This window comes from Paenibacillus sp. SAF-068 (assembly GCF_051967555.1).
Taxonomy (GTDB): domain Bacteria; phylum Bacillota; class Bacilli; order Paenibacillales; family Paenibacillaceae; genus Paenibacillus.
On the sequence record NZ_JBQCJX010000007.1, the window covers coordinates 75,661 to 90,890 of the forward strand.

The 15,230-nt window shown below is 48.7% G+C and carries 11 protein-coding genes; 6 read left to right on the forward strand and 5 right to left on the reverse strand.

Features of this window, described 5'->3' with window-relative positions; all coding sequences use genetic code 11:
* Positions 1-3: 3 nt before the first annotated feature.
* Positions 4-2,184, reverse strand: coding sequence for a 1,3-beta-galactosyl-N-acetylhexosamine phosphorylase (gene gnpA, locus ACTHPG_RS25360; RefSeq protein ID WP_440392149.1), 2,181 nt, complete (start codon positions 2,182-2,184; stop codon positions 4-6).
* Positions 2,185-2,197: 13 nt separating this feature from the next.
* On the reverse strand, positions 2,198-3,217 hold the full coding sequence (locus ACTHPG_RS25365) for a glycoside hydrolase family 88/105 protein (protein WP_440392150.1): 1,020 nt from the start codon (positions 3,215-3,217) through the stop codon (positions 2,198-2,200).
* A 170-nt stretch (positions 3,218-3,387) separates the two neighbouring features.
* Between ACTHPG_RS25365 and ACTHPG_RS25370 the strand changes: the two genes are divergently transcribed.
* The 3 genes from ACTHPG_RS25370 to ACTHPG_RS25380 all read left to right on the forward strand — a co-directional run bounded on the left by ACTHPG_RS25370 (position 3,388) and on the right by ACTHPG_RS25380 (position 8,696).
* Positions 3,388-4,329 carry a helix-turn-helix domain-containing protein gene (locus ACTHPG_RS25370; protein WP_440392152.1) on the forward strand — a complete coding sequence of 314 codons (942 nt, stop codon included), beginning with the start codon at positions 3,388-3,390 and terminating at the stop codon, positions 4,327-4,329.
* A 120-nt stretch (positions 4,330-4,449) separates the two neighbouring features.
* Positions 4,450-7,581: an ATP-binding protein gene (locus ACTHPG_RS25375; protein WP_440392153.1), complete on the forward strand. Its 3,132-nt coding sequence runs from the start codon at positions 4,450-4,452 to the stop codon at positions 7,579-7,581.
* Positions 7,578-8,696: a response regulator gene (locus tag ACTHPG_RS25380; protein WP_440392155.1), complete on the forward strand. Its 1,119-nt coding sequence runs from the start codon at positions 7,578-7,580 to the stop codon at positions 8,694-8,696. The genes ACTHPG_RS25375 and ACTHPG_RS25380 overlap by 4 nt, the downstream gene beginning before the upstream one ends.
* Before the next feature lie 171 nt (positions 8,697-8,867).
* On the opposite strand, the gene ACTHPG_RS25385 is transcribed toward ACTHPG_RS25380, so the two are convergent.
* Both ACTHPG_RS25385 and ACTHPG_RS25390 read right to left on the reverse strand, forming a co-directional pair.
* Positions 8,868-10,049 carry a DUF4317 domain-containing protein gene (locus ACTHPG_RS25385; RefSeq protein WP_440392156.1) on the reverse strand — a complete coding sequence of 394 codons (1,182 nt, stop codon included), beginning with the start codon at positions 10,047-10,049 and terminating at the stop codon, positions 8,868-8,870.
* Positions 10,050-10,275: 226 nt separating this feature from the next.
* Positions 10,276-10,983 carry a DNA alkylation repair protein gene (locus ACTHPG_RS25390; protein ID WP_440392157.1) on the reverse strand — a complete coding sequence of 236 codons (708 nt, stop codon included), beginning with the start codon at positions 10,981-10,983 and terminating at the stop codon, positions 10,276-10,278.
* Between the two features lie 379 nt (positions 10,984-11,362).
* Here ACTHPG_RS25390 and ACTHPG_RS25395 point away from each other — a divergent pair, with 379 nt between their 5' ends.
* Both ACTHPG_RS25395 and ACTHPG_RS25400 read left to right on the forward strand, forming a co-directional pair.
* On the forward strand, positions 11,363-12,526 hold the full coding sequence (locus ACTHPG_RS25395; protein ID WP_440392158.1) for a glycoside hydrolase family 27 protein: 1,164 nt from the start codon (positions 11,363-11,365) through the stop codon (positions 12,524-12,526).
* Positions 12,527-12,730: a hypothetical protein gene (locus tag ACTHPG_RS25400; protein ID WP_440392159.1), complete on the forward strand. Its 204-nt coding sequence runs from the start codon at positions 12,527-12,529 to the stop codon at positions 12,728-12,730.
* A 2-nt stretch (positions 12,731-12,732) separates the two neighbouring features.
* On the opposite strand, the gene ACTHPG_RS25405 is transcribed toward ACTHPG_RS25400, so the two are convergent.
* On the reverse strand, positions 12,733-13,542 hold the full coding sequence (locus ACTHPG_RS25405) for an AraC family transcriptional regulator (RefSeq protein ID WP_440392160.1): 810 nt from the start codon (positions 13,540-13,542) through the stop codon (positions 12,733-12,735).
* Positions 13,543-13,656: 114 nt separating this feature from the next.
* Between ACTHPG_RS25405 and ACTHPG_RS25410 the strand changes: the two genes are divergently transcribed.
* A complete protein-coding gene (locus tag ACTHPG_RS25410) occupies positions 13,657-15,192 on the forward strand; it encodes a carboxylesterase/lipase family protein (protein ID WP_440392161.1) in 1,536 nt (511 codons plus the stop codon).
* Positions 15,193-15,230: the final 38 nt, after the last annotated feature.

A 15,230-nucleotide genomic window follows, 5' to 3' on the forward strand; every position in this document is an offset into this window, starting at 1 on the left:
GTCCTAAACCAATCTCAGATCCCCAATCTTGGCAATGACCGTATCATACGGATCTAGTTCCACGGTTTGTTTTCCATGCTCCGTATCAATCGTCGTGGACTGAACCTGATCGCTGTTATTGATCACTACCAATATGTTGCTCTCAGGGTAGTAGGCACATTCGGTATACAAGTTATCCGGAATATACTTCGTGTCCCCCACCTCATTCCCGGCAAAACGAATCAGATTCTGCAGTAATCTCGTATTTGCCCAGTTAAATTCGAATGAAGACAGATAGATCCCTTTTCCTTTTCCAAAAGCATGTGTGGACAATGTGATGTTACCATCTGTCTCGTGCAATACCTGAGCTGTCCCATCCGTTAGATAAATGTTACTTTTACCTTTTGACAATATATTTGCCTCTGCTGGAACCAGGCCGTGTTCATCTTGAGCCTCAACCGACCATTTTCCATGAACAACTCTGGCACCTGTATCCTCATCCACACCAAGCACATGCGCCATTCTGAAAAAGGTGTCGTACCCGTGGACCGCTGAAGGCTGGTTGATCCCCATAAAGGTACCGCCTTCGTACACCCACTGGGTCAGAATGTCTACACATTGGTGGTCATTCCAGTGTGCTCCACCACTCCAGGCAGAACCAGCAGAACCCGCATTAATGACGACATCCACATCTTTCAATACACCCTGACGAATATCATCAAAATCAATGAATTTGACCTCAATCGGCAACCCGGATAAGGCCTCATTCACATGAATCAGATCATGCATATGCGTCTCATGAAAATGACCGGACAAGGTCCACGATCTTAACTTGCCCCAGCTATGCAGAACGGCTACCTTTGTCTTGATCTGATAAGGCTTTCCAGCCTGATGCAGAACCTTCATATCCCTGAATTCATGAGCAATCTTCTCGATGTAATCCACAAAATCCGGATACGGCTCTACCAGATGCAGATATCCACCCAGTCCAATCCGGTCGATCGGTTCCCGAAGCAGCGCACGTCGGATATTAATCCAATATTTTTTCGCATCCAGTGTAGGGTCTCCGCCCTCTTTGAACGTAGGAAGCCCGCCTAAGCCAACCGGAAACAAGTAGGGATGCAATCGAATCTCATGGGTATCCACCTTAACGCCTGAGCACATTCTAGCCTCATAACCGGAGAACACACATTTGATCATGCCGTCGAATCCAAACTCCTCAAAGCGATCATTGTACGGCTCCATGCCTACCCAGCTGTCATCATAGAAGACATACGCCAGCTTGTCATGCTTGTGCACGATATCAATTAATTTCTTACCGAAATCAATCACAAAGTCATTGATAAATGCCATCCAATCCAGCTTTCGCTGATCCGCAGGCATATGAGTGACCTGATATTTACCACCATTCACAAAGTCCTCGGCCGAGAGTGAATACCCATATTTTTGAGTGAACAGATCCAATGCTCTCGAACTTACCGTGAAATCGTATGAACCCCAATCCGAGAACAGATGGCGATTCCGCTCGTCACTTCCCCAGATCCAGGCGAAATTATAAAATAGGGATGTAAAACGTACAACCGTTGTTTCCGGATGATCCTGGCACCACTTTTCCATCCAATCCAGCAGATAGGTCTGTGTGTCCGTATAGATCGGGTCTATCTGCATCAGGTGCTCTTTGTCCCAGTTATTTGTCGTATGATTGTACATGGAGATCTCTTCCCATATCCGATAGACCATGAAACTCACCGTGTATTTATGCCATGGAGCAACGCCAGTAATGACAACATTGCCCGATTCCCTCTCATAATTCCACTGCCCTCTAGGAACTTCTTCTCCAGTCGTTCGATCATACACTTGCCAATATTTAAACGCTTCTTTCGAATCGTTCACCCTGAATTGTTCAGCAAAAAAATCCTCCATCAGATAGATGGATATATAATCTTGCACAGCAACCTTCGGATTCGTAATGAGAAAACATTGCTGCAGCTTATCCAAATTACGGGATGCCCACTCATTGTGATCCCGGATGATGCAAATGGTTGAATAGATGCCATAACCGGCATTGATAATCTCATCGGACAATTTCGTACCGTCACTGTCACGGATCACATCCGCACCCCAGCGATCGGCAAGTTCCAGCGTCAGTGCCTCATAACCGGACTCTCCCGGTAGTGTAAAGGAGCCTTTGGTTGGTTTGGACAATTGGGTTCCCTCCCTATCTCAACATATCGGACAGAAAAGCGAGTGCCAGGCCCTGACCCCAGCCCTGAATCCAGTCTTTTGGAATATTGCGATAGCCATCCCGATCCTTCATCACCGCCGTACCACCAGATACCCCAAGCACGCGTCCATCTTCGCTAATGTTGTTCAGGATGCCCTCCAGTGCCTTTTGCACATATTTGGTATGCAGTGGATTGCCGTTATTGATCATGGCTGCTGCAATACCAGCGGAAGCCGATACCTCTTCATACGATTCTTCGTCATCCAAAACCGTACGCCACAAGCCGTTCTCGGTCTGTACCAACTTGAGAGCCGCCAATTGATCGCGAAGAGCACATTCTACATCCATACATTGCGGATACAAATACCAGTCGTTCAATTGCGGCTTCACTTGGGACATCGTATAGGCTCCCCAAGCGTTCGCTCTTCCCCAGTAAAATCCGGACATGTGGTCCTTGTTGATATTGTTATAGCCGTGATACCACAGACTGCTGCTCGGATCTTGAAGGTATTTGATGTGCCAGTAATACTGATTCAGCGCATCCTGAATCATGGCCTCATCTTTTAATTTGCTACCTACGCGGAGCAGGAAAAATGCCGCCATAAACAAAGTGTCCGCCCACGCCTGTTCCGGAAAATCGTTGGAAACGGATACCGTATGCTGAAGCACATGGTCTCCAAAGCGAAGGGCATGATTCTGGAGATAATCAACCTTGCTGAGTACAATATCCCAATATTTCTGATCCCCGGTTTCTTCATATAAAGTGATGAGCACATGGCCCATGGCACATGTATTTACCGTCCAACTGGGCAGACCCAGCTCAATATATTCATCTGCCCACTTCACCAGCCTGTCCAGAATCTCTTGGTTGCCAGTCGTCTGATAGGCTCTGGATACTCCATAGTACGCCACACCGCCGGGCCAATCCCATGTCAGATCCATATCCAGTGTTTTCTTGGTCACGTTCTCAATCACGTTTAGAATCTGTTCCCTGTCATATTTCACTTGAAGCATTGTTATTCCCCTCTCCCTGCGCACACGCCCCCAAGTGCGCCCTGAGAGGTGTCCGTCCATTTTGTAAACGCTTTACTTATCTCATTGTACGCAGTAAAATAGTCTCAATCTAAGCATATTCATAACAAAACTGCGCAATTTCAATCATTTAAACAGGGGAGCCCTGGAAAATGCCCAAACCGAAGAAACCTGTCATTGAATATCGTCATTACAGCCTGCCCATTGATTTCCCTGTCCTGTTACTCAGTGGAGACCGCTGGAGAATATCCGATATCAAAAGTGAGCATCTTCATTTCCATAACCACATGGAGATTGGCATCTGTTATTCAGATGAGGGGATCATGGAGATTAAGGGAGAATCTGTACCTTTTCGGGCAGGTGACATCACGTTCATTCCCCGCTATCTTCCGCATACCACATACAGCTCACCTGATCATGCCAGCCTGTGGGCGTATATCTTTTTTTCACCGGAAGAACTCTTCCGTCATTCGCTCAAAACAGCCCAAAGCCACATTGAACCGAATTTATGGGCGATTCAGGGAACCAATTGCATTCTAAACAAGGAACAACATCCCAAAATTCACATGCTCGCAACATCAGTGGTAGAAGAAATGAAGCAGCAGTCCCCCTACTATCGGGAGAGCGCTTACGGTTTGTTGATGTCTCTGTATATCGAACTGCTTCGAATTCATTCGGGCAACGAAAGCTGGTCAGTTCAGAACCAGGAACGGGACCTCCAAGGTGACTTGGTCATCTCGCCCGTGCTGGAGTTTATCACCCAAAATTACATGATGCCCGTAACCATCGATTACCTCGCGGATCAGTGCCATCTAAGCACGACACATTTTCGTCGCAAGTTCCATGAGATCATGGGGACCACACCGCTCGATTTTCTGAATAGTACCCGGATTGAAGAAGCATGCAAGCGATTAAAAAGTACGGACGCCTCCATTCTCTCCATCTCCGAGCAAGTCGGCTTCCGATCCATCTCCAGCTTTAACCGCTGCTTCGCCAAACTGATGGGGACATCGCCCAAAGCCTGGCGCAAAGCGGCTCATACCGAGTCTCAGTCTGCAAAAGCATCCATATTGGAATTTACAGGTTGGGTATGAAAGAATTTTGTCGAAATATGATTGCGCCCCCCAGCGTTATTCGCTACAATGCCGATAGAATACAAGAGTTGATGTCGAATCTATCCATGAATCGAACAACCTCTAAAGGAGCAGCATTTTGTGTTATTAAAAATTTCAGGCATTGTCCTGACTGTTGTACTCGCTATTACTGTACTGCTCCTGTCAACGATCAGAGAACCTCAATCTGCGGCTCTTCATGCTCGTCAAGGGGTTATGGACCTCTCGGACTGGAACCCGGAACAGGACGAGCGGATCAAGCTGGACGGTGAGTGGGAGTTTTACTGGGAGCATCTTCTTCCTCCCGAATCTGCAACTCAGAATCAGGTTGCTCCAGCGAAAGCGCCGGATGCATATGCCATTGTTCCCGGCTCCTGGAATCGAATGTTAGTGGATGGCAAACGGCTGCCTGCCCACGGCTTCGCCACCTATCGGCTTGTGCTCAAAAATACACCTGCCCGGGGAACACTGGCGATCAAGAAAATGAACATTCGTTTTGCCAGCGAAATCTATATCAATGGCAACAAGCTGCTGGAAGACGGACATGCCGTGGAGAAATCAGCGGGATACCGACCAGGTAACTCCCCCCAGATTGGCTTTTTCCCTTATCATGGCGGTGACATTGAGATTTTGATCCGGGTGGCTAATTACGATTACACGGACTCTGGCATTCCGGGACCACTCTTTTTCGGCGAACAGGCAGCCATGCTCAATAAACATCAAATGAGCACAGCTGTCGAATTCGGCACACTTGCTGTACTGGCTACCATTTCGGTCATATTCCTCATCAGTTACCTGGGGTCTGCACTCTACCGAAACAGGGACGATTCCCTGCTGCTGCTTGGTCTAGTCTGTCTGCTGTATGCACTCTATAACGGCATGATCAGCGAACGTGTGTTATCCATGGTGAACGCAGAAATCTCCTTTAGCACGCTCTATAAATTAAAAGATTTCTGCTCCGTGGCATGTCTGGGTCTGTTGACCTTTTACTTCTACCGATTCAAAACAGGCATCTTGTCAGGTCTGCTTACGACAGTGACCCTGATCATGTTCGGCGCTTACTTATGCATGGTCGCGCTCCTGCCAATCTCAGTCTATGGGGTTGTTGCACCTTACGTTGTCGTGATGTATACGCTGATGCTTCTCTGGTTGCTGTATCAATGCGCATCACAGTTCCTGACGAGTGAGAAGGGTGAACGACTGTCTGCCTTTCTGTGGTATGCGGCTCTCTTAAGCATCACACTGTACTGTCTGGACATTAACCTTTTCTCCATCTCACTCAAGGAAAATATGAACATCGGACAGGTCTCCATTGTTCTGTTCAGCATCCTGATGCTGTTTCTGGCGGTCCTTCGATTCTTCGAATCTTATCGTACGGTACGCGCTCTCAAGGACCAGTTACTCTTGCTGGATAAAGTAAAGGATGACTTCCTGTCCAACACCTCGCATGAGCTCAAAACACCGCTGAATGCGATTGTCAACATCAGCGAGAGCCTGCTCAAAGGTGCCGAAGGCCCGCTTACCGACAATCAGGCGCATAACCTGGCGATTGTGACGGGAAGCGGCAGACGATTAACCTATCTGGTCGATGAATTGCTGGATTATTCGAAAATGAAACATGGCGACATCCCGTTGCACCGGTCTTCGACCGATCTGTACTCGTTTGTCGAATCAGTCATGCGGATGCACTCCTTCTTGCTTGGCGCGAAAAAGGTGGAACTCGTTAACCGCATCCCGGTGCATTTCCCGCCGATCCATGCAGACGGCAACCGACTGATTCAGATCTTGCATAATCTGATCGGTAATGCCATCAAGTTCACGGAACAAGGCACAGTAAGTATTGAAGCTGCCGTTGTTCATGGAAAAGCGGAAATCCGCATTATCGATACCGGCCGCGGCATTGGTACCGACAAGCTGGAGCATATTTTCCTGCCGTTCGAGCAGGAAGCAGATACCGGGCCAATCGTTGCGGGAGGCACGGGTCTGGGGCTGAGCATTACGCGTAAACTGGTCGAATTGCATGGCGGAACCATACATGCGGAATCGGCACCCGGCATTGGCGCCACGTTCATCCTGACTTTTCCTCTCGCAGAGGGTAAAGGAGAGAAACGATCCAATGTCATGCCACTTACCATAGCTCCTGCAGGTCCGGGTAAACGGTTACTACAATTTGAAGAACCAACGATTGTGGAAGGGCATCTCAATGAATGGATCATCGTTGTGGACGACGACTCGGCTAATTTGCAGACCATAGTGAATCTCTTGAAGTTGGAAGGTTACAGTTATGTAGTAACCTCACGTTCCCCTTCCGTACTGGAACTGCTTGACCAGCTTCCTGCCGTACATCTGGTCATTGCCGATATCATGATGCCGGACATGTCGGGTTACGAATTGCTGGAACGGATCAGGGCGCGCTACTCTCCTTCCGAACTGCCCGTGCTTATGCTTACGGCGAGCAATAAAGCTCATCAGTTGAAGCTGGCCTTGGAGAAAGGGGCCAATGATTTCGTATCAAAACCGTTTGAATCGGAGGAATTGCTTGCACGGATCGGCGGCTTGATCCGGATGAAAACCTCCGTCCAGGCTGCGCGAGATGCTGAAATATCCTTTTTGCGGTCACAGATGAACCCGCATTTTCTGTATAACGCCCTGAATGCCATTGCCGAATTGTGTGTAGATGCACCGAATCGGGCAGAACAATTGATTTTGCAATTATCGAGTTACTTAAGGCGGAGTGTGCACTTTAAACACCTTGATTCAAAAACGAGCCTGATGAACGAACTGGAGATGATCGAAGCATACGTTGCCATTGAGCAAGCTCGCTTTGGCTCACGGCTGGAGGTCATTATCGATGTGGATGCGGACGTGAACCGGAACATGGACATTCCGCCCCTTACGTTACAGCCTCTGATCGAAAATGCCATTCGTCATGGCCTGATGTCCAGCATGGACGGTGGTCGCGTCATGTTGTCCATTCGTAATCTGAATGATACGGAAACACGTTTCACCATCGAGGACAACGGAATAGGCATAACCAGACAACGGATGGACGAAATTCGGCAATCCACGGACGGCAGCAACGGCGTGGGACTATGGAATATCTCCAGCCGCTTGAACCTGCTGTATGGCAGACACCTTCAGATGGAAAGTCTGGACGGCGAGGGAACACGGATTACATTTGATCTTCCAAACCAACGTCTGGGCATAGATGGGAACGGGGGGTATGAAACATGATAAAAGTCATCATCGTGGACGATGAGGATTTGTCGCTGAAGCGACTGAATCGCATTTTGACAGAAAGTGGAGAAGTCGAGGTATCTCGTGCGTTTCATGATCCGGAGGAAGCCTGTGAGTATGCGGCACAGAATAGCTTCGATGCAGCATTCCTGGACATTACGATGCCTCGAATTTCGGGTATGCATCTCATTGGTGAATTGCGCAAGCATTATCCTTCACTCCCTATTGTACTCGTGACCGGATACGAGGAATATGCGGTGCAGGCCTTCGACAAAGAGGTCATCGATTATGTCATTAAACCGGTTACGGCTGAGCGACTGAATCGCAGTATTCAGCGGTTGCAGCAGCAGCTTCATAAGTCCGTCGACTCTTCCGAACTGACAACGCCTGCACCCAAGCTGAACGTTCGTCTGTTCGGTGAATTCACCGTGTTCGGTGGAGGTGGCGCAGACAGTCCCATCAAGCTTAGAACGCCCAAAACCGAAGAGTTGCTCGCATTCCTGCTGTATACCAAATCAACCACCCGTGATGCATTGGCTGATACGTTGTGGAAGGACCTCAGTCCGCAGAAAGCCTGGACGAACATCAATTCCACCCTTTATTACGTACGGCGGGCCATCGGCGACAATAGTGACGTGCCGATCATTCTCAAGGACAGGAACGGCATCCGTATTGACCGCGATGCAATCGACTGCGATTTGTACGAGTTCGAGGCCTTGTTTCGGCAGATGCGTCAGGCCTCGTCACATCGTCCAGAGCTCTTCGAGCGGATGGACACGTTGTATACGGGTGAACTTCTGAAAGGAAGGCATTATGAGTGGGCCTTCGCATGGTCCAGACAGCTGGAACTGGATTTCATTATGACGATGGAAACTGCTGCCCACTATCATGCGAAGGAAGGCGAGCCGTTACGGGCGCTGTATTATTTTGAACGTATCCTCCAGATCGACTCGATTCGGGAAGATATCCATCGCGAGATCATCCTGCTGTATCTGTCCCTCGGACGAAGAACCGAAGCGCAGCGCCAATATCTTGTTCTGGAGGAATTGCTCAGAGAGGAGCTCGGCTCCAGTCCGGCAGCGGATATCAGACAACTCCTGCAACAATCATGAAATTGCAAAAAAGCCCGTGCCTTGGCATACTGAACTACTCCCATTAATAGTCTTTTACGGTCTACTATGACAGGGAGCAGTTAAGTCTTGCTTTAGGCTTGGGCTATTTGCAATAGTTGGATGCTCAGTCGACCTGGTCCGATGATTTACATCATCATGGTCAACTATCCATTACTCGTTGATAAGTTTTTCTGTGTTAAGCGTAAACCCTTCAATCACGACATCCTCGTCCACTTCGATCATGATGCAACGTCTGCCTTGATAGTTCACCTGCTTCACATATCTCAGGTCTTGCGGGCTAACCGAAATCGTAGCAACCTTGGTTTCGATCTTGATAGACTTGGACGTGAACTTCGGCATAACACTAGTCGCCTTCATTTCATAATTCTTGTTGTCCACGATCGTCTCGAAGGCGCGTTCCACTTTCTCCGTGGTCAGATCCTCTACACCGCTTGCAGTCAGTACACGTTCCAGATCTTTATAATCCAGCTTCGGAGGTTCTTCCTCATGGGACTCTTCGTTAATTTCGATAACGCGGTTGATCTCCTCGTAGACATGTGCAATGGTGGCTGAATCGAGCTGTTCACCGGCCACTTCCTTGACGATATCTTCGAAGATTGCACGTTCTTCAAGTGCGGTTACGGATCTTTCTCCATTCAAAACATTTTCAACAAAATGCGGGTCCGGGAAATTGGATTTCCCTGTGCAATATAACACCCGATTCACATCGGAGTAGTTGTCTGTCACGCTAGGATACAGGAATCCTTGCTCTGGCGTGCTTAACTTGATAATCGGATCGACAATAATGTTGTATTTGAATTCTCTCTCCACGTAATCAAACAAGAGCGTTTTCCGCTGCTTCTCCGTGGAGTTCACGCTGCACAGAATGAACGGATGGGCGAATACCTCGTTCTTCTCGCTCTCTTCCGAAGCTTCGTTTCTAGCTTTGGTCGGCAGATAATACTGTCCGCGCACGAACGTAGCTACCATATCCCGCTCATACTTGGCATCCACCAACATTCGATCCACGAGCAACAGCATGAGATCCTGCCATTCGTCCGGGTCACCTGTTACCAGCGCCTGGTGAAGCAGTACCTGTGCCGGGTCCTCCGCCGCTTCCTGGAATTTCAGTTCAAACAACTTCTGATCCAAATCGCCTGTCAGCAACTTTTTGAAATTGCCCATGTACAGCTCCTGTTTTTCTCTATCCACCAGTTCGAACGGGTGACGCTCCCAGTGATAGACCTCGTTGGTTTCCTTCGTAATATACACGTTGAGAATATCGTAAATATTTAGTAGATCGTGATCGAGTTTGAACTGCTTGCGTATATGCGCGACTTCTTTTTTATTCATATTGGATTCGGCAACTCCTTAGATATGTTTCTGGCTTTATTAGTATAAAGGATCGACAGAGAATTTGTTGACTAACTTGTTGCTTGACGGTTACTAGATTTCAGTTACACACGCACGTGATATTCAAAAAAACACAAAAAGGGAGACACTCTTTACATGCGTGCGAGCACCTCCTGAATGTGTTACATCCCTGATGTTCTAGTCTATCACATCACAACAATTACAATTAACATCTTACATATTTGCGTTTGAAGCCTACCCGCCCTTTATCCACTGCCTTTTGGATATTCTCAGAGGCATTCAGCAGTTTGCTCTTTGGCATGCCCTTGTTCACTTCCACAGGTCCCACTGCCCTGGCTGTCTCCACTGCCTGATCGTGCAACGGTTGATAGGATGTTGCAACGGTATACAGGAAGTTGTTCATCGAATATTTCGTTCGTTCTGGAGATTCGTGAATCGTCTTTTTCACCTGTTCCAGCATCTCCATCAGTTTATTCTCCGAAAATTCAGCATCCTTTCGACTGCCGAGCAACCAACAGTAACAGCTCCATCCTGCTGACATTTTCAACTCATCTCCGCTCGCGATCCACTTATCCGAAACTTCTTGAGCAATATCCGTCTCTGCCAATGTGACGGCAACGATGAAGTCAGAGATCATGTAAAAATAAGCAGCATCAATCCAACGGTCAAAGTCAGCTTCCGTCATCGCTTGAGGATCAGCAATCACGCCTGCAAAGTACATCGCATCATAATTCCCGGTCGCGTATAGTTGCTCTGCCAAAGGCTGATCCTTTTTGATCTGCTTCGCCATTGGTTTCATCGCCCCGGTTGCCACGCCAAATAGCGGTTCATGCGCACCGTTGGAGAGGTAGATTTTTTTTGTTCGTTCTTTACCCAGCGCTTCCAGCTCTTGCATCACTTCATCCAGATTCATGTGGTGACACTCCCAATTCTATAAATTATATATGTGAACTTCCTGAAAGAACTGAATCGTATTTAGATTCCCCTGTTACTCTGACATCCTTTTCGAGTATTATCACCGATCATAGCATTCATACCATGGTTTCGCACAGATCCCTGAAAAGATAAATATAACTTCTTCGTGAACGGACATTTCTCCTTTCTTGGGCCTCTATCAGCAACTTCTGAATACCCGCCCAAATTCTGATTGGAAAAACGATGTTTCCCCCTGCACAGCAGAGCAACATCTGTCCATGCCCAAGCAACGTTAAGCTATGGCAGGAAACATCGCTCATCGTTTATGTTCAGTTTAGTAAAGTTAAAGAAACCAAGATGAGGAAGGACGGGAGATCATGAGCAACAATCAAGTGTTAGGCTTCGCCCCTGCTCTGGGCTGGAATTCGTGGAATACCTTTACGTGGGATATTAACGAACAATTAATTCGGGATGTCGCTGATGTGTTTGTATCAGAAGGTTATCTGGCTGCCGGCTACGAGTATATCGTCATTGATGATTGCTGGAGTCTGAAGGAACGGGATGCGGGTGGCAATCTGGTGGCTGACCCAGAGAAATTCCCAAGCGGTATGAAAGCGCTATCTGACTATATCCATGGCAAAGGACTAAAGTTCGGCATGTATTCATGTGTGGGCACGCATACTTGTGCCGGGTATCCGGGCAGCTTTGAGCATGAATTCCAGGATGCCGCCCTTTTTGCCGAATGGGGCGTTGATTATCTGAAGTATGATTACTGCTTCAAGCCGCGACATATCTCAGGCGAGCTGCTGTACAAACGAATGAGCCTGGCGCTCAAAAACTGCGGACGCGATATCCTGTTCTCTGCCTGTAACTGGGGAGCCGATGACGTATACGATTGGATTCGGGAATCAGGTGCTCATATGTATCGATCCACCGGCGATATCCGCGACAATTGGGATTCAGTAAAGGAACTTGCCTTGTCTCAACTCGGAAAACAGAGCTACACCGGCTCCTTCTGCCATAACGACATGGATATGCTGATCGTTGGTATGTATGGTGGAAGCAACAATGACTATATCGGCAGCATCGGCGGATGCAACGACATCGAATATAAAACCCACTTCTCCCTCTGGTCCATGATGGGTTCCCCATTAATGATCGGATGCGACGTACGCAAGGCTAACCAGATCACCAAAGATATTCTCCTGAATCCTGATCTGCTTGCCATCAACCAGGATGCAGAAGCGCGCGGAGCTTATCGTATTAAACCGGAGCCGCAATGGTTTCACACAGACGATGTATTTATGCTGGTGAAGGTGCTCACAGATGGCGATCTGGCTATTGGTTTCTTCAATCTGAGCGACAGCCAGCGGGAATTGTCTTTGCAGTTTTGGGATATGGGTCTGCCTTATGCTGCCGGTTACGCTCTCTCGCTTTATGACTGCTGGGAACATAAAGAACTAGGCGTGTTCCGTGAACGCTTCGCTCCCGTTGTCGCAGCACATGATTGCCTCGTCGTCCGGGCCAAACTGGTGAAATAAATGGCTCAACATCGCCTGTGCACCTCCTGTCAGGTTCCGCTTTCTTCAGACGATGTCGGCATCTACCTCAAATTGATCTCGCGCTCTGCCCAGCAATTTCTATGTATTGATTGTCTTGGAGTGAAGCTGAACAGTGGACGCGAGCCTATTGAGAAGCTGATACGTTATTTCCGAAAGTCCGGGAATTGTGCCTTGTTCCGTTAACGTTATGCCTTAGTTCGGTGCAGCATCATGTACGCTGTTGGGGTATGTGAAGTTGCCTTCTTGAATACTTTGGAAAAATATAACGGGTCATTGTAGCCAACAGAGTATGCTACCGATTGAATTGGCAGACCCGACGTCTTCAGCAATTCACAGGCGCGCCCGATTCGGCAGGATGTAATATACTCCAAAACAGACTTGCCAGTTGCTCCTTTAAACAGACGAAACAAGTAGCTGCGCTCCAGATTGACGGCCTTTACGATCTCCGTGACGGTCAATGTCGGCTTCCAGTAGTTCTGCTCGATGTACTTTCTCGCCAGCCAGACATAGTCCTTGGCGTCCACCTGCGGCTCCTTCGGATAGTATTCCATATAGTAGGATAACAGCAGGCGCAAACGTGCATCCGCACGAAGCAATTCATGGGATGATGCACCTGCGTTCCAGGCGAGATGAAAAAAAGGCTGCAATGTTTCCGGCGAGATTGTCACCACTGGTTGTATCTCTGAAAACTGCGTCAGTCCCAGCAATCGTCCGGCATCTTCACCGTTAAATTCCACCCAGACGTACTCCCATGGATCCTGCGGGTCTGGATAATAATAAATCTCCTTTTGCGGAAATATGATAAAGCTTTCTCCCGTGACTAGCCGAAAAACGCGGCCGCCCGTCTCCAGCGTCCCTTGGCCGCGGATAATATAGTGCAGTGCATAAACGTCTCGCACGCCTGGTCCCCATTGGTGCAGGTTGGCTGGCTTGTGACCACCGCTGATAAAATACAAATTACTGGATCTACTGCTCTCATGCCAAATCGGATTCAACTTTGATTCCCCCATTTCTCCAGCTAACAGGTTCTCACGTTTGGTTTATCTTCATATCGTTGATCAGATGTTCGGTAACGCTTACATGCTAAATCCAGAGAGGAGATTGTTGTGATGCTTAGAATGGTTACGGTAGAACATGGACAAGTGCAAGGACTGCCCGCAGCGGACCCGCGAATTACCAGCTTTAAGGGAATTCCTTTTGCCGCACCTCCTGTAGGTGAGAATCGCTGGCGAGCTCCACAGCCGCAGTCGAACTGGGACGGTGTATTGCAAGCTTTCGATTTTGCCCCTATCTCCATGCAAGCCCCGACAGTCATCGACGATAACAATATCTACACCCGCGAATGGGCTGTTGACCCCGATCTGCCCATGGACGAGGATTGTCTGTATCTGAATGTCTGGACACCCGCCAAGCGTACGGACGAGAAGCTGCCTGTCTTTGTCTGGTATTTTGGCGGGGGCCTTCAAGTCGGCCATACGGCCGAAATGGAATTTGATGGCGAGCGAATCGCTCGCAGAGGTATTGTCGTTGTGACGATTAATTATCGACTGAATGCCTTTGGCTTCCTGTGTCATCCCCAGATTAGCGCCGAATCCCCCCATGCCCCCGCCAACTTCGGTCATCTCGATCAGCAAGCAGGCACCCAGTGGGTCAAACGTAACATCGCTGCCTTTGGCGGTGATCCAGATCAGATCACCATCGGCGGACAGTCAGCAGGCGGAGGAAGTGTACTCAGCCAGATGACCTCTCCGCAAAATAAAGGCTTGTTCCAGCGAGCCGTCATCATGAGCGGTATGGCCACCGAGTTATACCCGAAGGTCCGTGTGCCTGCTGTCCGTTCCACACTGCGGGATGCAGAGCAGGCCGGGGTAGCATTTTTCGACTTCCTGGGCGTATCCTCCCTGGCTGAGGCGAGACAACTCAATGCCTTGTATCTTCGTGACAAAGCACTCGAATACAAAAATTTCTGGGGAACCGTCATTGACGAACAATTCTGCGCAGGCGATCCGTTTACTCGTTTTATTCAGCAGAAGCGCGAGGCGATCCCCGTAATGCTGGGGCATACGTCTTCCGAATTTTGGACCCGTCCCGCCGCAGCCGATCTGGAAGAACTGAAGCAGATGGCTGTGGAGCTGTTCGGCGAGGATGCTCCTGCCTTTTTGCAGCTATGCGAGACGGGTACCGGCCAAATTGAGCAGGCTCTGCAACACGCATCGGTACGCATGATCCAACATGCCATCCTGCTCGCCATCCGCGCGAACAGCAGTCATCCGTCTGAAACGCCTCTCTATTATTATAACTTCGACGCCGAAATTCCGGGTTGGGACCAGCCGGGCACCTTCCACTCCGTCGACTTGTGGTTCTTCTTCGAAACACTCGCCAAGTGCTGGCGGCCTTTCACAGGCAAACATTATGATCTGGCCCGCCAGATGTGCAATTACTTATCCAATTTTATTGCTACAGGTGATCCAAACGGTTCGGACTCCACCGGAAAGCTGATGCCTCATTGGATTCCATGTACTACGGAACAGCCGTATCTCATGGAATTTGGCGATCAGTCTCAATTACAGCAGGCTGAGCCCGGATCGATGCTCTCGTTTCTCATTGAACAATATTTCAAAAAACAGAATGAACCTGTTGTCTAAAACATGAGGCTTGCCTTCGCACGATATCGTAAAAGCCA